The 21,105-nt window shown below is 32.1% G+C and carries 16 protein-coding genes; all 16 read right to left on the reverse strand.

The window, feature by feature from the left end:
• Positions 1-53 precede the first annotated feature (53 nt).
• Positions 54-1,376: a hypothetical protein gene (locus B5D16_RS12370; protein ID WP_143405049.1), complete on the reverse strand. Its 1,323-nt coding sequence runs from the start codon at positions 1,374-1,376 to the stop codon at positions 54-56.
• A gap of 212 nt (positions 1,377-1,588) precedes the next feature.
• Complete coding sequence (locus B5D16_RS05485; protein ID WP_078765973.1) at positions 1,589-2,395, reverse strand: hypothetical protein; 807 nt, start codon at positions 2,393-2,395, stop codon at positions 1,589-1,591.
• Positions 2,396-2,445: 50 nt separating this feature from the next.
• Complete coding sequence (locus B5D16_RS05490) at positions 2,446-2,952, reverse strand: GNAT family N-acetyltransferase (RefSeq protein ID WP_242942995.1); 507 nt, start codon at positions 2,950-2,952, stop codon at positions 2,446-2,448.
• A 57-nt stretch (positions 2,953-3,009) separates the two neighbouring features.
• A complete protein-coding gene (gene rhuM / locus B5D16_RS05495) occupies positions 3,010-4,026 on the reverse strand; it encodes a virulence RhuM family protein (protein WP_078765975.1) in 1,017 nt (338 codons plus the stop codon).
• A gap of 75 nt (positions 4,027-4,101) precedes the next feature.
• Positions 4,102-5,403 carry an ATP-binding protein gene (locus B5D16_RS05500; protein ID WP_078765976.1) on the reverse strand — a complete coding sequence of 434 codons (1,302 nt, stop codon included), beginning with the start codon at positions 5,401-5,403 and terminating at the stop codon, positions 4,102-4,104.
• A gap of 217 nt (positions 5,404-5,620) precedes the next feature.
• Entirely contained in the window at positions 5,621-6,280 is a 660-nt protein-coding gene (locus B5D16_RS05505) for a GDSL-type esterase/lipase family protein (protein ID WP_078765977.1), read from the reverse strand.
• A 31-nt stretch (positions 6,281-6,311) separates the two neighbouring features.
• A complete protein-coding gene (locus B5D16_RS05510) occupies positions 6,312-7,187 on the reverse strand; it encodes an SPL family radical SAM protein (RefSeq protein ID WP_078765978.1) in 876 nt (291 codons plus the stop codon).
• A 362-nt stretch (positions 7,188-7,549) separates the two neighbouring features.
• Positions 7,550-8,848 carry a hypothetical protein gene (locus B5D16_RS05515; protein ID WP_078765979.1) on the reverse strand — a complete coding sequence of 433 codons (1,299 nt, stop codon included), beginning with the start codon at positions 8,846-8,848 and terminating at the stop codon, positions 7,550-7,552.
• 239 nt (positions 8,849-9,087) lie between these two features.
• On the reverse strand, positions 9,088-10,140 hold the full coding sequence (locus B5D16_RS05520; protein WP_078765980.1) for a hypothetical protein: 1,053 nt from the start codon (positions 10,138-10,140) through the stop codon (positions 9,088-9,090).
• Positions 10,141-10,297: 157 nt separating this feature from the next.
• Positions 10,298-11,332: a hypothetical protein gene (locus B5D16_RS05525; protein WP_078765981.1), complete on the reverse strand. Its 1,035-nt coding sequence runs from the start codon at positions 11,330-11,332 to the stop codon at positions 10,298-10,300.
• A 466-nt stretch (positions 11,333-11,798) separates the two neighbouring features.
• The gene (locus B5D16_RS05530; RefSeq protein ID WP_078765982.1) at positions 11,799-12,800 is read right to left on the reverse strand and encodes a leucine-rich repeat protein; all 1,002 of its coding nucleotides are present in this window, start codon (positions 12,798-12,800) and stop codon (positions 11,799-11,801) included.
• A 153-nt stretch (positions 12,801-12,953) separates the two neighbouring features.
• Entirely contained in the window at positions 12,954-14,726 is a 1,773-nt protein-coding gene (locus B5D16_RS05535; protein WP_078765983.1) for a leucine-rich repeat domain-containing protein, read from the reverse strand.
• A gap of 357 nt (positions 14,727-15,083) precedes the next feature.
• Entirely contained in the window at positions 15,084-17,147 is a 2,064-nt protein-coding gene (locus B5D16_RS05540; RefSeq protein WP_078765984.1) for a hypothetical protein, read from the reverse strand.
• Positions 17,148-17,542: 395 nt separating this feature from the next.
• Positions 17,543-18,451 (reverse strand): WYL domain-containing protein, encoded by a 909-nt coding sequence (locus B5D16_RS05545; protein WP_078765985.1) that lies wholly within the window; start codon positions 18,449-18,451, stop codon positions 17,543-17,545.
• A 14-nt stretch (positions 18,452-18,465) separates the two neighbouring features.
• Complete coding sequence (locus B5D16_RS05550; protein WP_078765986.1) at positions 18,466-19,692, reverse strand: WYL domain-containing protein; 1,227 nt, start codon at positions 19,690-19,692, stop codon at positions 18,466-18,468.
• A 109-nt stretch (positions 19,693-19,801) separates the two neighbouring features.
• Complete coding sequence (locus B5D16_RS05555) at positions 19,802-21,031, reverse strand: RtcB family protein (RefSeq protein WP_078765987.1); 1,230 nt, start codon at positions 21,029-21,031, stop codon at positions 19,802-19,804.
• Between the last annotated feature and the right edge of the window lie 74 nt (positions 21,032-21,105).

Consider the following 21,105-nt stretch of genomic DNA (forward strand, 5'->3'; position numbering starts at 1 on the left):
TCTACTTTACTTCGATAATATTCCTAGCATCAAAATTCAGATATATTCAAATATTATCGACGCAATCCTAATACGCCTATTTCTTTATACTTTCCAACTTTATATTCTTCAACGAAACTTCTATCTGCTTCCCATTTTCCAATAGCCACTTGGAATTTAGAATTAGACTTTCTTTGATTTATAAAGAAATCAATATAACTTATAATCTCATTTTTGCTCATGATATGTCTATCTATTAATACAGCCAATATTTTATGCCTATTCAATTCAGAAAGTCCCTTTTCCTGATTAACATTATATCCATACTGCATTAATATAGATTCACTAGCAAGTTTCATATCTTTTCCATTTGTTCCACCTAAATAGTTTTTCTCATCACTTATTCGACAAAGAATTATACCTAATCGTTTCAAATATTTATATGTACTTTCTAAGATAAAGTATGTACCACACTCTTGACAATATCCAGCATTTACTTTTACAACACGTTCTTTGTCATCTTTGTCTATAATAGATATACTAGCAATAATATCCATAATCGTATGATTATTATGTATGCATTTAAAAATATTACTTCTAACAACAAAATCCCTATAATTTATAATCGGAATTTCATCAGCCGTTTTTCTATTGCGCATTTTTTCTTGTTTCAAATAATAATCAGGTTCTACTAAACTTGTTTGTCTAGCTTTTTCAAGCCAATCATTCTTTCCTTTTTTATTCTTCTTTTTTTTATTTACATCTTCCCTTTTCTGATTACTATCTTTTTTCTTTTGACTATTTTTTTCTTTTATCTTTTCATATTTTTTCCTGTATTCTTCTATTTCTTTATCAATTTGTTTTTTCTTTTCTTGTTGCTCTCTTATTTTTTGTTTTTCTTTTTCTTCTTTGTTTTTCGTACTCTTTTCTTGTCTATCTTCAAATATTTTAATTTTTTCTTCATTAATGATGTTATACTGAAAATCTAAATTTCTAAATAAACTATATTTTAGATAGTACAGTTCACATTTTCTACATCTCTTTGTTTTATATGCAACTATGTCGCCATTTTTCAACATATAATGAGCATAAATTGATTCTAATAATCTATTATTATTACAATTTTCATTTTTACATGCATTTATTTTTTTCCAATAAATATAAAAATTTGCATCTTTTATTTTTTGAACTTTAATACTATCCACGTTTTCATAATCTGTACTATTTTTTTGAGGTAATAAATTTATATAAACTATTTCATCTATCCTTATTTTTTGCCCTTCAGAATACATATAATTAAATGTATATAATCTACCACATTTTTCACATTTATATATTGGAAAAACTATTATTTTTCCATTTTTCCCTTTACATCTTACGTATTTTTTTGCTCTCATAACTGTTTTATCATAAATACAGTTCATTTTTATATATACATCTTTATAATCACATTCATAATGTGATTTCCATATAATCTTATTATCATTTTCATTATCTATATTGTCTTTTATTTCCATACTCCAACATACCTTCTACAATTATTTCACCATAAAGCGAATACCACCTAGAATCATATCATTACTTAGTACCACTTCGCTACTAACTTCACTTACCATATTCTTCCCTTCGGGAAGTACACGCTATCATATACTTTCAAATGCTGTTTTCGTATTGATTCTTCTATATTAGCTGGTTCGAATAGGAGGACGGATTTGGATTCTGTCATGAAGCCTTCCTCATACTGAGCTAATATTATGAAATCGAGGGCATTTGCTGCAGCAAATGCTTCCACTATCGGTTTTGTTAGTGGAAATTGTATGTTCCCCGAATGCCTAAAGAACTTTATCATGTTGTGCTTCTTAGCTCTAATGCCTAATGTCTGGCATTGGAATTCTATTAAGAAGCCAAACTTTACATCCTTGCCCTGTAGGTGTTTGTTTTCACGATATGCATCCACTTTGGCATAGTGCTTAGCGTATGGCTTTTTGAAGCCTTCAACAAATCTCTTGTATTCGAAAGCATTTGCTGTAGTGTTAAGTTTATTGATGAAGTTTTTAACATCTTCTGTTGCGGGTTCTATGTCCGAGTCTTTTATTGCTTCTTCTTCATCATGATATTTATAATATATGTCCCACATTTCTTTTTGCGATAACTGGCTTATGGACTGATTGTTCTTATCGCCATTATTGCAGAAATCTGTTTTGAAATGTTCTATTGCATATATCCCCTTGCTTGTATTTACTATAAAGTCCGGCACTTCATCAAGCACAACATTATCCATGATTTCGCCCACTGGAATAACCGAGTTTATGTACTTTGCCACTCTCTGGTTGGACTTGGTCTGGATGTATTCTATTGTCTTTTTAAGACAAGATAGTTCTGCCGACTTCTTGTCATTATCTAGAATCTGTGCCATACGTTACCCCTTTTTTCTTTCGATGTGGAGCAAATGCTCTCACAACTTCCTTATAATCCCATCACATATATCTGGCATGGATTAGCTTCATCCCAGTAGTGTCTAATCACTTCAAACTCCTTAAAGCCACAACTTATGTAGAATCTATTAGTTATATCGTAGTCTTCATACATGCCCATCTCTACTGTTTTAACCTGCATGAATTCATAGCCTTTTTCCTTCGCTATTTTCTTAGCTTCTTCAACTAGCTGTCTTCCAAGCCCACTTCTGTGATACTCTTTTAGAACTCCCATAACTGCAAGTTCCACTGTTTCCTTGCCAGTTTCTTTCAAGTTTAAAAAGCCCACGATTTTGCCATCTTCTTCTGCTGCAACCATTATCCTATCAGGGCTCTCTGCTATATACTGTTCTCTTGATTCCTCTACTTCAAACCATTCTGTTAAACTTTCTAGGATAGACCTAGCTATTACTTTCTTCTGTTCCTTGTCTGTTATTAATTTAATCATGTGTTTTTCCCTTATATATTTTTTTATTACTCTAGGTTTTAATGTTTCCACTGAATCTCAATATGCCTTGGATCATATATCAGAATCCTATCAATATTCCGCTTACATCTACTTCCTAATATATTTAGCACTAATTTCTTCAATGCTGTTGAAATAATCCTTCTCTACATCACTAAGAGTTTTTTGTTTATACTTTTTATACTCATTCTCAGCTTTTTTCATTGCTTGCGCATGTGAAATTGTTCCATTGCCAACCAGCAACTGCTCACCTGTTGATGTTAATATACCATCCAAATGTTTAGACCAATCAGACATTGTCATCGGTATCTCCCTTTCGGCTTGACGTTCTGCAAAATCTAAATACCCTGAGACAATTTGCCCCATAGCACGTAGTTCTTTTTCTGATAAATAATTTTTAGCGATTTTTGCTTCTGATAAAGTTGGTTGATTACCAGAAAATGTAGTCAATCCCATGAATTCTTTTTCAGCATCTGCCCTGCTATAAATTACTTCTGCTGCAGTCTCACCAGAAACTGCATAATGAATCTTGTTCTGAACCTTTTTAAAGAAGATTATAGATTCTTCAACTTTAGGGTCATAATCGATACTAGTTGCATATATCTCCAATATTTGTCGATAGAATACTTTTTCAGAAGCACGAATATCTCTAATTCTTTCCAGCAACTCTTTAAAGTATCCACCACCTCCAAGTTTTTTTAGACGTTCATCATCTATTGCAAAACCCTTTTTGAGATATTCCTTAAGAATTGAACTTGCCCATATTCTAAATTGAACACCCCTTTGTGATTTCACTCTATACCCAACAGATATAATCATATCCAAATTATAATAATTGGTTGGCTTAGTAGAAAATTCGGAAATTCCGAATTTTCTCAATGTGTTCTCACGCATTAATTCCCCATCAGTATAGATATTCTGAATATGCTCATTGATTGTAGATTTAGCTTTTTGAAATAATTCGGACATTTGCTCCTGAGTCAGCCATACTGTATCCTCTTCAAGCCTTACATCCACTTTGCATTTACCATCTTCCGTGTTATAAATAATTATTTCTGATTTATTGTTCTCATTACTCATTTTTTCAATATCTCCAATAATATACATTTCTCTCTAAATATCTTTCTAAGTTCCTTGCCATTAGGACTTTCAGCTATTATTTAGTCACATCCTGTTTCTCTTTTATATTTCTCCTATTGCACTAATATTCCAAAGTGGAATATTTATAATAACTTCCTGCTTAATATAATCTTTCATTGAAAATCTAATAGCATATTTAGGATCATATTTATCTATATATGCTTTTAAACTTTTTGATTTCAAGTTTTCTTCTGCTTTAACCTCTATCGGTACAATATCAGATTTTATCTGCATTAAAAAGTCTATTTCATTTCGTGAATTTGTATTTGAATAATAGCATGGTACCATCTCAGTTGTTGAAATTATTTGCTGCAAAACATATTGTTCCGTAAGTGCACCCTTAAACTCAACAAATAACTCATCATCTCCTAGTATGCTATTTATATCCAAATCTGACATGGCGCCAAGAAGGCCAACATCTATCATAAATAACTTATATGCTTGAGGTTCCTTATATGATTTTAGTGGCATTGCTGGTTTATTAACCATATGTACTTTATAACACAAACCACAATCTATAAGCCACTGTATTGAAACCTCATATTGAGCTGATCTTGCTCCTTTTTTTATCTGACCAAAGAAAAATTTCTTATTTTCTTTTGCAAGTTGTAAAGGAATAGAATCCCATACCATTCTAGTTCTTTCAAGTTCACTTTTATTATCTATATGCTTACTAAAATCTTTTTCATAAAGACTAACTATCTCTTTTTGTATATTTCGTACTTCATTTATATCCTTATCATCCACGTAGCAACTTACTGCCTCTGGCATACCACCAACATAATAATACAATTTTAAATATCTTATATATTTTTCTCTAAATACCTGATTTTTATTATTTTCAGCCTTATTAACATACTTGGCTAAATCATCTTCTCCACAAGCTAATAAGAATTCATAATATGATAATGGATACATCGTTAATATATTTACTTTTCCAACGGGATAAGATATCCCTTTGTGCATTGCAACACCTAAAAAAGACCCCGCTACTATAATGTGATATTCACTTGCATTTTCACAGAAATATTTTAACGCAGTTATAGCCTTCGGGGATTCTTGTACTTCATCTATTATTATTAGTGTTTCTTCTGGTTCAATTTTCTCGCCAGAAACTATAGTTATATCTTCAATTATTCTTTTAACATCAAAATCAACATCAAAAGATTTTTTCATCTGCTCATTTTCATCCAAGTTGATATATGCTATATTTTTATAATATCTTTTTCCAAATTCCTTCATAATCCAGGTTTTACCAACCTGTCTTGCGCCTTGTAAAATAAGGGGTTTACGGCTCTTTTTATTTTTCCAAGAACATAAATCTTCCATTATTTTTCTTTCCATTCAAGTCACCTCCTATTTTAAAGTATACACTTTTTTGAACGAAAATCAAGAAAATGATACACTTTTTTGAACGAAAATCATCTCGAAATGACATTTTTTTGAACGAAAGTTGATGGTTTTGATACACTTTTTTGAAGGAAAGTTATTTTTATGTAAACCTTCATTTCCGAGTTTTCCTATATTTCAAGCCATTTCACGGAGCTTTTTGCTATTTTCTTTATTTAGCCCGTAATTCGCATACTTTATCGTATATTGCTTTAGCAAGTTTTCTCTGGTTTTCGCCATCCATGTGGATTCCGTCGATTTCACTTACTCTAGCAACTTCGTTGGCATCTAAAAATTCTAGATTGTACATCTCTGATAACTGCTTATACCAGTCAGGTAATTCGCGGGCAACCCTTGATGCATTCTCCAAATCAAAGCACTCTGATAACCATGGATCAAGCGCTGACTTTGCAACTGCTGGTGGTGCAATAAGTAAAACCTTCATACGACCATTCATCCTGAATGTGTTATATGTCTGAATCTTTTCAAGCATAATCTGCATCTCGCCTGCTATATCCATAGATGAATAACCAAACTTCTTCTTAAGGTCATTGCTTCCAAGCATAACTGTTATCAAATCTATTGGATTATGTGTCTCCATACAAGGCACAATGTACTTAAGTCCATTCTTCTCACCTTCTGCCGGATCATCCGTTGCAATAGTTCTACCGTTCTGGCCTTCTTCGATTACCATATACTTATCTCCAAGCATTTGCTGCAAATTGGCTGTGTACCTATTTTCATCAGACATCCTAATTTTCTCTTTTGGGTCAAATCCCCATGTAAGTGAATCCCCAAAGCAGAGGATTCTATATTTCTTTAAACTATCCATATGCGCTCCTTATTATTTATTTTTTATCAACTCATAACTCAAACAAACTAAGTTGTTCATACTTCTCCGGATACTCATTCATGTACTCAAAACACTGATTATCCATGAGTAATCCAGCTTCTTTACATTTATCTCTAAATAACTTTCTAAGTTCCTTGCCATTTGGACTTTCGATGTGATATGCATTTCCATATTCTTTTATGTACTTTTGCTTTAGCCCTGGAAAGTGCTTATCAAGGGCTTCATAATAATACTCTCTGTCGCCTTCTCTTAGTGTTAATCCAAAGTCATAGCCTATTATTCCTTTCACACCAAGTTCTATGCACTTATCTATAATGCCTGTAACATTCTCCTCTGTATTATTGATGTATGGCAAAATAGGTGTAAGCCAAACTATAGTTGGAATACCTCGTTTTTGCATCTCTTCTAATACTTCAAATCTTCTTTTTGTTGTGCAGACATTAGGCTCGACAATTTTACATAGGTCTTCGTCGATTGTGGTTATTGTCAGTTGGACGACGCATTTGCTGCGATTATTGATTTCAGCAAGTAGGTCAATGTCCCTAAGTATTCTATCTGATTTTGTTTGGATTGCTAATCCGAATTCGTACTTCTTGATTATTTCAAGACATGCTCTCGTGAGTCCAAGTTCTTCTTCGCAATGCATGTATGGATCCGACATCGCACCTGTGCCTATCATGCACTTCTTGCGCTTGCTCCTAAGAGCCTTCTCAAGAAGCTGTGGCGCGTTCTTTTTGACTTCTATGTCGGTGAATGGATGTGTGAACTGGTAGCAGGTGCTCCTGCTATCGCAGTATATGCAGCCGTGAGTACAGCCGCGATAAATATTCATTCCCGTAAAACCACCATTATTTATAAGAATTCCTTTTGCCTCTACCTCATGCATTGTCTTCTCCCTGTTGATTATTTTTATAATTATTTAGCTTTATTTTTTTAGCTATTACCCATACCCTCACATAGATATATTTTACCACATTTTACTTGTTTCTTACAGATAAATAGGAAGATTTAGGTTATGAAATATTTTCATAAGTAGTCTTTTCAAAAAACCACTTTGTCACACTTTTCCATCCTTATGTGTATACCATATGTGAAGGCAAAACATGAAACCTTCACAACAGCACAATTTATACATGATAATCCTAAAAAAAATACACCAACGCGGGAGCAATCTCGCGCTGGTGTATTTTTTTATATTCAATTAATAAGGCCTATCAACCTTTTAAAAGCTGCATCTTCATTTTCATCTTACTTAACTACAAACTTCTTAGTTCCTGCCTTCTTAATAAAACTTGTATATAACTTCTTTTTAGCCTTTGGTACTTTGAATGTAATAGACTTCTTAACTTCTGGATATCTTACAAATGCATTCTTTCCAATTCTTCTTATGCTCTTACCCTTAATTATTACAGTCTTCATTTTTCTACAACTATCAAATGAGCTACTATCAATACCAACTATCTTGAATTTCTTTCCAAAAGCTTTAATTGTTTTATCAATAATATATTTCTTTTTACCATCATTATAAACTTTATGAATACTTGCTTCTGAAATCTTACCATTATTTACCTTACTAAATCTATAAATATAGTCGTCCTTTAAAAAGCACTGACCTTTTCTAAATCCAATCTTACTATTTTTAACCTGAATGGCTGAAAGCTCAATTTCACCAAATGGCATTGAAGGATAAGTCATATAAGCTTTTTCCTTACCCTTAAACTTAATTGTTGAATCAGTAATAATAATCTTCTGTGCATTAAAACAATATTGATCATAAAGAGAATAATTCATCTGATTCTTCGCAGGTTCTTCATATCTAAAATTCATTTTACAATTATTTACAGATATTGTTTCACATACAGCAAATGGTGCATAGAAACAATCAGTGCCTTCTGCTAATGTCATTGTTGCTAATCTAAACTTTCTATTTACTTTAGCATTATCAAACTTAATGTTTTTGCCATAAAAAATAGCAGCTTTAATTGTTACATTTGATACTTCGATATCACCACAATCAGAAAGCTTATCCTCTTCATCCATAAATTCTCCAGTACTTATGGTATACCAACCTGGCTCATACTCATATCTCTTAGAGTTTTCACTTTCTTCTAAAACCGAAAGACTTCCACCACCAGTAATTTTCAAATTACATCTACAATCAATATAACCATCAATAGTACAATCTCCTTTAACAACAAGGGTTATTGTCTCACTTTTATGTGCTTGTTGTTCAGCTGCATATTTATCTTTATTTTTTTCATAATCATAATTTTTCGCATCATAATAATCCAAACACAAATGACCTTTACCTTTAAAATTGTCAAGTGTCAATTCCTTTTTATCTGCATTCCATGATGCTCCTTTTACTTTACCCGTATCAAGATAAACATCTTTTGAATCATTATAAATTCTCGGTCTTCTTACACCAAGATCTGAATAATCTACAGTTGTGTTCTGAGCTACTTCCTCAGCCCAAGTAATAACATTTCCAATCATTAATCCACATGCTAATACCGCAAGAGTTGCACACATCTTTTTAAATCTCATACTTTTTCCTTTCTATTTTCATATATTTAACAATAATCCTTTTTATAATAGATTATTATCTTTTTTATCTCTACACTATATACACAATTACACTTTGCCAAAAGTCACATATTAATAAATTAACAAATTAAATCTTCAATCAACAAAAATCTAAATTAGTTTTTCATTCATAAAAGCAGAAAGACCAACACAAGGTTTCGCCCATGTTGATCTTTCCTAAATTTGGAGTTGTATAATTTCTATCGAATATTGAAATAATAACCTAAAAGAAATACCTTCTCACCACTCTTTGGAGTACTAGCATTTTCTTTAATATTCTCTACATACTCAACTTCATTATTATCGCCAATATTTGTAATTCTATAAATGTGTTCTTTATCAATTGCATACTGACCAAGTTTATAATTTATATTTGAATTAACATTAGCAAAACGATTTCTTCCATCAATTCCTATAATCTTAGTTTTCTTAAATGCTTCATTTCCTGTAAAATCAACAGTTGAATTACTAACTATCATTCTATTAGCCTTAAAACAATATGAATATTCTTCATCAGGAAATTTTAACTGAGATTTAGTTGCACCACTATATTTCATAGCCATATTACTATTCAAAATTCTAACCTGTGAAGATGCTATAGCAAATTCTTCATAATTACGTTCATCAAGACTACCATTCTTATCAAGATCATAAATTTCCGGACGGAATGTTTTATCAACTACAACATTATCAAATGTAATATCAATAGATTCAAAACATACATTGTTAAGCTTTATATTCTTAATTTTTTCACTAACAAGTGCGTTTATCTTACAAGATTCACGATTAGCATTTCTCTTAGCTATATATGAATTTGTACACATTCTTGCATTTGCTCCATCACCTTCGATATTTAAAATACAGTCACAATACATATTTGTACCAAGTTTTAAATCGCCCTTAACCTTAACTGTAATTTCACTAGTGAGGTGAGAGTGACGCTCATTTTTTATTTCTTCCTCTGAGTATTTTGACTCATCGAAATAATCAAGATGAATATCGCCTACGGTATCAAAGTTTTCTAAAGTTAATACCTTGTTTTCTTCATTCCAAGTTACACCACGGAAATAACCTGTATCCATATATTGGATTTTCTGTTTGCCAGTTTTTTCATCAATAGATTCAATAACAGGTCTCCTCTTAATCACTCCATCTGAAGCACTAACACTCGTACTTTTTTCTCCAGTTCCAACCATCATGCTGCAAGCTACTGCTGTTACTGCAAGCACTGCACTCATTTTTAAAATTTTCATTTTTTTATTCCTTTCGTCTTCTTTTTTCTCCCCTTATTTTTCTTATTTTTTCTCCTTTCCTTTTGTATTTTTTTATGCATAAATCGTCACAGGTTCATGCTAATGCACTTTACCCGTGACGATTGGCATTTAAAGATTATCACTCAAATTTTATTCTTTATTTAACCTTAAAAGTATATCCAAAGACTACGATCTTATCTGTTGGTGCTTCGCTATTATTACTCTCTGAATTTCCATTATATTTAACGCTGCCGTTACTTCTTGTTCCTGTAATTATATAAATATCCTTTCCTTCATGTATGTACTGTCCCACTTTATATCCAATATGTGTTCTTTCCTGTACACATTTATTAATTGGTGCGCCATAGAAAGGTTCAACTGCAACAACCTTAAATGCTTCACGACCATAGAATTCAATATCTGAATCTCGAAGAGTGAATTTAGGTGCCCAAAAAGCTGGTGAAGTAAAAGCATCATTAGATTTCAACTGGTTTTTTGTAGGAGTTGCATATCTAATATTCATATCGCAATTATTAATTTCGATTGATTTATTTGCACTAGCAAAATACTCATAATAAATTTCATTTTTATCATTCACGTATGGTTTAAGCATTCTATCTACTTTTACATTTTTAAATGTAATTGTATTTGCTCCAAAATAAAAATCTTCAACCTGAATATTCTTTACAGTCATCTTATTAGCATTTACCCAGCATGATTCACTATTATTTTTTTCTTTTGTAACCTTTTGGTTTGCAACAAGCTTAGCTTTTTTATCTACACCTTCAATAATCATTCTACAATCACTATGGATTTCTGCGCCAAACTTACACTTACCTTTTACTTTTACTGTAATAACATCCTTTAAATGATTCTTCTTATCTTTCTTAACTTGTTTCTTAGAGTATTTCTTATAATCTTTTTTATTATAATAATCTAAGTATATGTCTCCTCTGTTTTCGTAATTATCAAGTGTTAAAGTTTTGGTCTTTGCATCCCATGTTGCTCCATCAACATGACCATTCTTAATAAAACGTACCTTGTTCTCTCCCGTCTCTGCATCCTGGTATTCAATTACCGGTGTTCTTTCTACAAGATCAGCCGCATTAACTGCTACCTTGTTAACTCCTGTTCCGATTAATAATCCAAATGTCGCAACTGCGAACATAGTACTAATTTTTTTAATTCTCATTTTTCCTTTTTCCTTTCTTTTCCTCTTAATATTTTCTTTTGCTTTTTTCTCTTTTTCTACACTAATTCAATCCTCTTTTTTAATTCTTTTTCTCCTTATTTTTCTTTTCTTAACTTTTCTCCTTTCTCTATGCAATTTCTACTAGTTTTTTCTTTTACATTAATCGCCACAAAGTCCACGCCAAAGCGCTTCCCCTGCGGCAATCGACGTAAAAAGGAACGCTCTTTTCCTAGTTCCAAATTTTTCCATGTATTTATTTAAATAAATTAAATAAAATCTTTTTTGTATCCCTTAACCTCTTCACTATAAATACACACCAACTTACTAAATGGTCACATAGGAAATCTAAATTTTTTTAAATAAATTTATTTAGGCATAAATTTAGACAAACAAAAATCGCCACAAACAAAGCGTTTAACACTTCGTCTGTGACGATTAAAACTTTAAATGTTTTTTGGAAATTTCCTTAAATACTGAATTTCTTTAATCCAGATTTTCTAATAAGTTTTTTGTATGCTTTCTTATTATCACTTGAAATTGTAAATTTAATCTTCTTACCCTTAGTAGCAAATGCCTTCTTACCAATTTTAGTAAGTACATCAGACTTTATTACAACCTTAGTAAGCTTCTTACATCCATAAAATGACTTAGCACCAATTGTTTTAATATACGAATTAATAGTAACTTTTCTAAGTTTCTTATTGTTTTTAAAAGCATTTGCTCCAATTGAGTTAACAGAATAGTTAATGCCTCCAAACTTCACTGTTTCAGCAATATCCATAGTCTTAAATTTCTTTTTAGCTTTAACTACTTCTACTTCGCCAACCTTGTTGTAAGCAGCTTTTGTTTTAACCTTGTATACATACTTGCCATCTGTAATAGTAGAACCTACTTCAGCAACATTTGTAAATAAATCGCTATTGTCAAAAACCTTGCCTTCTTCAAGTTTTCCTAGAGGAACAGTTGAAAAAATCAAATCCTCATCCATAAAGCAACCATTAATATATATAGCCGCATCATCATTATAACCAGCTACAACTTTAGTATTACATGTTGCCTTAAAATCTAAAACCATGGAATAAACAACAACAATAACAATATTTGGATTATAACCATAATATTTACCATTTTCAAATTTTTCATCCGGTTTCATAACAGTATATTTTTTACCGTCATTTGAAACCATCCAAGCTGAATACTCTTTAGCCTTCTTTAATTCTTCCAATTGCTTTTCTAATTCTGCAATGAATGTAGCACTGAATGCTCCTGCTGGGTCAGAAGTAATAGTAACATCACTAAGTTCTCCTGCAGTTTTTCCAGCAACTGGATTCTTTGGATATTCAAAGTATATGTTTTTTAACATAGCTCCCTTTTTTGAATTGCCCTTTGCATAAGCTTCTGTTCCACCTACAAAACCAAGTTCCACAATCATCACAAGTGCTAAAAGCACCGACATAATTTTTTTCAATTTTCTACCTCCTAGTAAAAATTTTAGTCTATAATAAATACTAGCCCATTATACCACCATTTAATATATTGTAAAAGTTTTATATAACTTTACGCTAAATAAAAAACGCCGCAAAGTATATATAACATATAACTTTGCGACGAAATTTTTTTATTATTTTACTTTATACTTATTAGTCTTTGCACCCTTTAAAAGTTTCTTATAAGCTTTCTTTTTCTTCTTAGGAACAGTGAATGTTATCTTCTTTCCCTTCTTTCTGTAGAAAGCTTTCTTACCAACTTTTTTAAGAATCTTTGATTTAATGTTTACACTCTTAAGACTTGTACATCCAAAGAATGCCTTAGCACCAATCTTCTTAACATTCTTACCAATAACAACCTTCTTAAGTTTCTTGTTATTCATGAATGCTTTTGCCTTAATTGATGTAACTTTATATGTTAAACCATCAATAGCAACTGTATCAGAAATGACAACTGATTTTGCATTCTTGTTTTTGATTTCGCTAATTTCAACTTCGCCTGGAGTATTTGCTGAAGCTTTAGTTATAACCTTATAACTGCACTTGCCATCAGAAATAACTGCACCTACTTCAGGAACCTTAACTTCATCCTTCTTTACTTCAGTTTTAGGAGCTTCTTTCTTTTTAGCAGTAAATACACGAGCAACACCAAACATTGCTACTGTTGCATCATATTTTACTTCCTCTCCATTAATGAAATATTTAGCTCCTGACTTGATTTCGCAACCTTTTTTACCTGTATATGAAGTTATAACTTGATACTGTTTACCTTCTTCAAATGTATCAGTTTCCTTCATCTTCGTATCATATTTTTTAGTTGTCTCATTATATGCATACCATTCAACTGATCTTGTCCAACCAGGTAAAAGTAAACCTTCTAATTTATCCTTATCTTCACCAACAAATTCTAATGAATAGTCTGGTTTTTCACCTGCAACTGGTTCCTTAACTTTCATTTCAACCTTAGAAATAGTGCCTTTTAACTGGCCAAAATCCATAACTAAATAATCTTCAGAATCTTTATCTAAAGGAACATTATTTACATATAACACTACATTTTCAGAAAAATTAGTTACTACATTTTCATCGGCCACATCGTCAAAAAATGCCGTTGGTATCAATACTGCCATAAAGAAGAAAAGTGGATTATATCTATAATACTTTCCATATTCAAATTTTTCTCCACAAAGCATTGTTCTATATTCTTTACCATCTTCAGATACTTCCCAAATTGAATCATCAGAATCTGTTCCTAGTGAACTATCTGTAAGAGTATCTAAAATATCTTTTTTAAATGCACCTGCAGGATCTGAATCAAAATAAAATTTACTTAATTCTCCAGCTGTTTTCCCAACTACTGGTTCCTTTGCAACATTTAGATAAATACCTGTTACTGCTGATCCACATTTATATACTGTTGTCATACCTACTGCTTCATAATCATTCCAAAAAGTAATATCTAAGATACGACCAAACTTGTTAGTACAATAGTATTCATCTTCACTTGGAACTTCAAATCCTGCATTTGACTCAACTCTTACATATGAAGCATAGATTTTACCCTTAATAAATGTTTCAGTTTCAGTCATTTCTCTCCAATCAGAAACATTCCATCCAGTAATACTAGTTGTATCAACATTTGAGTTTCCTTTATACGTATACCACTTTGTTTCCTTATCATCTACATAATATGCGCCATCAAATGTTTTATCTCCTTCTTCAATTCCTTCAACAGAAAAATAACCATTATAAATAGGCTTATTTCCATGTGCAGGTTGTGTTGCAACAATTTTCATAGCAGGTGCCACTTTAACTGGATCCGCATGAACTTTTACATCATTAACAACACCTAATTCTAATGTCATAACACATGCTAATGCCGTTGCCATTAATTTTTTAATTTTCATAAAACCTCCTAATAATTAATTATTTTACTTTCCCATAACCCCTATACTCCTATCAAGATTCTTCCATATATTTTAATGGCTTATGCGGAAAATAATTACCTCATTAATCAGTATATCATACTATAAATCATATGAAATCCTTTATCTAAAATAATACTAAATATTTTTTTTAGTTTCCTAAAGTCCACGATTATATAAGCTTTATCTAAAAATTCTTATAATAAAAAAAGCCACCACAAAGCGTATTTATTATATACAACCTGCAATGGCTAAAAAATCGCCGCAAAGTGTATATAAAATCATATATACTTTGCGACGATAAATCTACATTATCATCTTATAGATTTTTGCACATTCTTATTCATTCATAAGAGCAATCATTTTTTCATGATCGTACTCTCTTATAATCGTTTTGCTACTATCAACATAAATAGATTTTTTATCAGTTACAATAACATCGGCATCCTCAATATTATATACAACTTCTGCTGCAAGCATTCTAAAGAACTTATCCATATTCATGACATCAGTAATTCTAAATGCCTCAAGAATAAAAGTATTATCATTCGCTCCAGCAACTGCAGACTGACTTGATCTTGACATATTAAGCCAGATTAATTCTCTAGTTAATAAATCAATTCCAAAAAGGTACGCAAATCTGCTATCGCAATCTATAAGAAATGATGACTCAACAGTCTTTGGTTCATAGATCTCACCAGAATTCACTTCGTCCCTCTGCATGAAACCAGCCTTGCAGAAACACTTAGAGAAATTCTTGTTACTAAAAACATTATCGCAGAATACCATATATCTCATGTTTGGATATAATTTCTTCATTGCATTAATGTTTATGTCAAAGTATTCAGAACCACCATTGTAGCCACTAGTTTCATCTCCTGAGTATGTTATGGCATCTGACTGATTATTCCACATTGTTCTCCATGAGAACTCTGTAGCATTACCATTTTCATCAAAACCTATAACTGAAAGGTCAATATCATGAACCTTTTCCCAGTATGTAAAAGCTCTAACTACCTTACTGTTTCCAATACTTATTCTTGAACCTCTTGTAAGAACACCGAAACCTAAATTTGAAGTAGCCTCAGAAATTGGCAAAGCATAGTTTTTCATATTTGAATCAATATATACTTTTCCAAGTTTATTTTCAAACTTTTCTTTAAGTAATTTTTCTATATATGAAACTATGATTCGGGCATTCTCTTCATCAATGAAACTTTTTCTCTTAGCATATTCATTTTCTGTTTCTTTATGAACCTTCATAAGGTTGAACTTAGTAAATTTGAATACTCTTCTCATATTAAGTTCATCCACACTCTTATTTACATACTTAAATAAAAGCTGCAATAATACCAAACCATTTCTGCTATCAAGGTTTTCAAGAGTATATACAACATCTTCCTTATTCTGACATCTACTTATAATGTAATTAAGATTTCTAAGAATAGCACCGCTACCCTTACCATTCTTCAATACATCAACAGCACTCTTAATGTCCCCTTCATCCATCATTTTTTCAAATCTTGAGTACACAGAATTGTTACCAGCATTTCTCATGCAATCAACAAATTCCTTTGCATCCTCAGTCTTTGGAACATAATGAATGTGATGAAGTAAACCATTGAAAATCTTTTTCTTTTCATAACAGTTTACAATGTCGCAGTTGCCATTTGCTATAATCTCATCAATAACATTAGTTATAAATTTTCTATCAACATTCTTTAAATTTAACTTCTTAATATTTGTATTTTTATAAACTTCAAAATTTAATTCATCAACAAGTTTTACAACATCTGATAAATTAAGGAATTTAGCGAGTCTATAATCACGTGTGTTAAGCAATAACTTAACGCATGTATTCTTAGATGCAATTCTCTCAACATCAGCATTAACTTCAGTAATATAAGCAAGCACAACGCTAAACTGAACATCGTTAAGTGGTCTTGTACCTGCAAGCATATTATCAACGTATTCTCCAAGTAAAGCATAAGCTTCCTTTTCACCTACAACCTTAAACTCTTTGATTTTCACATCTTCAGCAAATGCCACTCTCTCATAATCTTCTTCAAATCTTGAATGATCAGTTTCACTAAAATCACCCAAGCCATATGTCTTTAAGTAATGTAACATCTGATCAAATAAGAGTCTCTGCTTTGTAAGTTTTCTTACGCTTTTTGGAAAGCCTCTATAAAATGGCTTTGGTACATCCACTCCAAGATTTCTTGAAGCATCTTCAATCATTTCCTTTGAAACTAATTCCATACCTGAAACAATCTTAATTCCGAAGAGATGGCCAAGTGCAACCATTGCTTCAAATCTTGTATCTTCGTTTGTATTCTGATTTTCATTAGTATTAACTAAAATTCTTTTTGTAAATAAGTAATCAATAAATAAAGTATTCATGTTTCCCTCCAAATAATATGTAATTGTCGGACTATGTAACCTAACATATTGGACTCTAGAAGTAAGCCCGACTAGCTATATTTGACTTAACGTATTATCACATTATTCCTGTGCTCTACCAACTGAGCTACAGATGCATTGCACCTGGTCGGATTCGAACCGACGACACCAACAAGCAGTAAATGTAACTAGCTGTCAAATCTTATGGCCTTATGATAACAAACTCCTAAAATTTAATCACGGAAAAAAAGTTGCGAAGAATTTAATAAGATTACGATGTATTTAAGATATGAAAATACCCTCCTTACTGTTTTCAGTAAGGAAGGCAAAAATTTTCATTCTATTATTATTTAATTCTATCTTCGTTATTTTATCCTTCTTTGATTTTGTCTACATTATTTCTTCATCAAATTCCTTTGTCTTATCAGTCTTTCCTTAATAAGAAAAACAAATCGTGCAGGCTCAACAACCTTAATCATCGGACCATATGAAAGAATTCTGATAACCATCTCTGTTTCATCTTCAGTATTATAAACTATCTTAACTCTATACTTATCTGTATCTATTTTTTCAACTTCCTTTTCAAAGTGAGCAAAATGAAGTAAAACTCTATCAAGTGCCTTTCTCTTATCTTCAAGTTCAAAGATAACTTCCGACTTATCATTCACAATCTCTTTATCAGTCACTTCATACTCGCCATCATACTTTTTGCAGCTTATGATTTTACCGACATTTGCTACGACTCTGCCCCTTCTGCCATTTCCATAAACCCTGAACTTATCATCCTTTTCTGAAAATTCAAGATACTTTGGAACCATAATCTGCTTAAGTGGATTACCCTTACGATTAATCGTATTAATCTCAATTAAATACTGATTATGAATTGCATCAAGAATCGTTCTAAAATTCTTAATGTAGTTTTCATCCTCAAAGTCATCGCCATCTAAATACTTGTCAAATACAATGTAATCATCCTCTGTAAAAAGTGGTTCTACATCATAATCAATAACTTTATCAGTGAACAACCTAATTCTCTTATCCATTGAAATAGCCTTCAAAAATCTTTTTTGAATAATTGTTAGAGGCATGGTTGGATCATTTTCAATAATGGTTGTTCCATCCTTTTTAAGGAGCTGCCACTTTTCCTCAAGAAGTGCAGGCTCAATATTAAGTGCACTTTCAAGGTATGCATGCTTTTCAACTATTCTTCTTATATCCGCACTTTTAACAGGATGATCTAGTGCTTCTTTTATGATATTTGCTACTGCATTATAATATGCACCATATAACTCACTAAAAATCATTTATCTTTCCATCCTTATATATCATATTGTTCATACATCCACTCTAAATCCTTTAGAAATCTTTTTTCTATATTCCTGTTTGAAAACTTAATGTCTGTAATTCTACAGATAAATGTTCTAATCCATGGAACAAGTTCTGATGAATCAAAAACATCACAGGAAAACTTTGCAGTATTATTATCTATTCTTTCAACATTACCACATCTTTTTTCTCTTTCTAATCTATTAAATATATACTCTTCATCATCTTCAAACTTAATAGTAAACTCAACATGTTCCATTCGATTACCATCGAAACTCTGGGTACTAACGCCCCACATATTAGGAAGCATGCCATCTAACTTGCTCTTATATTCTTCAAAGTTTTCAACAACTTTTCCAATTTTTACGGACACAATAGAATCAAGTCTATATGTCTGTATCCTCTTTATGTCTTCGATATACACAAGTACATACTGTCTTCCAGTAGCTGCACTAATTAAAACCTTTAATGGAACAACTTCTTTCTTTCCAATATTATCGCCATTCCTATTAATCAACTCAATAGTGCACTCTTTCTGATCCCTGATAGCCATGAATAAATTACACATAATCTCGCTATCAAGCGAACCAGTTATGTAGTGATGCTTAAATCTAAATATCTGCTCTTGTTCTTCATCCTTATCAAGAATAAATGAACCTATAACTCCAACAGGCATAATCTCTGAAAAGAAATTTAGAATGTCAGCATCATAAACCTCCGCATCTTCGGCTAGTTCATAAAGAACCGTTCTTCCTTCTTTCTTAGTTAGTAGCAATCCGATACTAACATATTCTTTTAACTTTTTTCGAACTGTCGATTCATCATATGTTCTCGGATTTTCAAACTCACAAAGGTAATCATCAATATTCTCCATGATTTCATTCATGGTAAGAGCACCTTCTGCTTCCTTAAAAATGTCCATCACAATAAAATGCAGTGTAATATCGCCATCCGTAAAGCTCTTTGTTTTCCACGCCTTATAAAGAGGATTATGCTCTGAAATCCTACTATCTATCGACAAGAAAATATTCTTACCTTCAGCAGATGTTCTAAACTGCATGTAATCTCCAAGTATGCTCTCCATTCTACGCTTTTCATCATCATAAGTTCTGCTACTCTTATTTATATACTCATCACGGCTCTTAAAACCATAAACGTAGAACTCTCGCATGTATTCCCTTATTCTATTAAAATTCTTAACCAACTCACTATAAGCCATTGTTTTACTCCAATAAATATTTACTAAAATTATGGCACACGGTTTGCTCCATTGCAATAGCAATTTTCGTATCAAAAAGAACCACGCATCCGGGTAGATGCGTGATTCTCTATTTCTTTTTCCAAGGTAAGTCATCGCTTGCCTTAAAGTTAAATACAGGTTTCATAACCTCAATGATGTCTACAGAATCTCTGATAACATCAATGATGTCCTCAAGAGACTTATATGCCATAGGTGCCTCATCAAGTGTGCTTTCATTAACTGAAGTAGTATAAATACCCTTCATAGTCTCTTTGTACTCATCCATGCTAAGAGAATCCTTAGCTTTTGATCTTGACATTATACGACCTGCGCCATGTGGAGCTGAATAGTTCCAATCCTTACATCCGCGACCGACTGCAATTACAGAACCGTCCCTCATGTTAATAGGAATTAAAACTTTCTCACCCTCATGCGCTGCGATAGCACCCTTTCTTAAAATCATCTCATCAGTATCGATGTAGTTATGAATTGTATGAAAGCTCTCTACTGCCTCCATTCCAGTTCTATCTAAGATAATCTCAGCCATACGCTCTCTGCTTCTCTTAGCAAATGCCTGGCATATCTTAACATCATGTAAATAATCATCTAAAAACTTACCATATAACCAGCATATATCTGCAGGTATAAGTAACGCATTATCCTCATACTCTTTCTTTAACTTTTTAAGTTCGCCCTCTATCTCTTTTCTTTTGCCAGCAGCCTTATACTCTTCAATAATTCTATCTCTATCAATATAATACTGCTCCTTACCTGAATGTAAATCGATGGCTATTTGCTGATATATTTCAGCAACCTGCTTTCCAAGATTTCTACTTCCTGAATGAATTACGAGGTAGTATGTTCCATCGTTCGCCTGATCTACCTCTATAAAGTGGTTACCACCACCAAGAGTTCCAAGGGATTTTTCAAGTCTTCTTGTATCTCTAAGAGCTCTGTAGCATTTAAGGTCTGATAAATCAAATCTTTCCATTCTACCTTCCCATACATTCATTCCTGATGGAATGAAATGGCAGGCCTCATCAATCTTTTCAAAATCAAGTTCTTTATTTTTTAACTTAACTGTGTACATACCACAACCGATATCAACACCAACCACATTTGGGCAAGCCTTACCTGCAATCGTCATTGTTGTACCAATTGTACATCCCTTACCAGCGTGAACGTCAGGCATAATTCTTATTTCACTACCCTCAGTAAGTTCGTAATCACACATTCTCTTTATCTGTTCAATAGCTTCATCCTCTATAACTTTCGCATAACATATTGCTGTTGCATATTTACCTTTAATCTCTAACATAATCCTATTTGTGGTGAGTACCTCACCATTCTCCTTTCCTTCTCATCGATACCATACACACATTCTATATTACA

The organism is Eubacterium uniforme (assembly GCF_900167115.1).
Classification (GTDB): Bacteria; Bacillota; Clostridia; order Lachnospirales; family Lachnospiraceae; genus Eubacterium_S; species Eubacterium_S uniforme.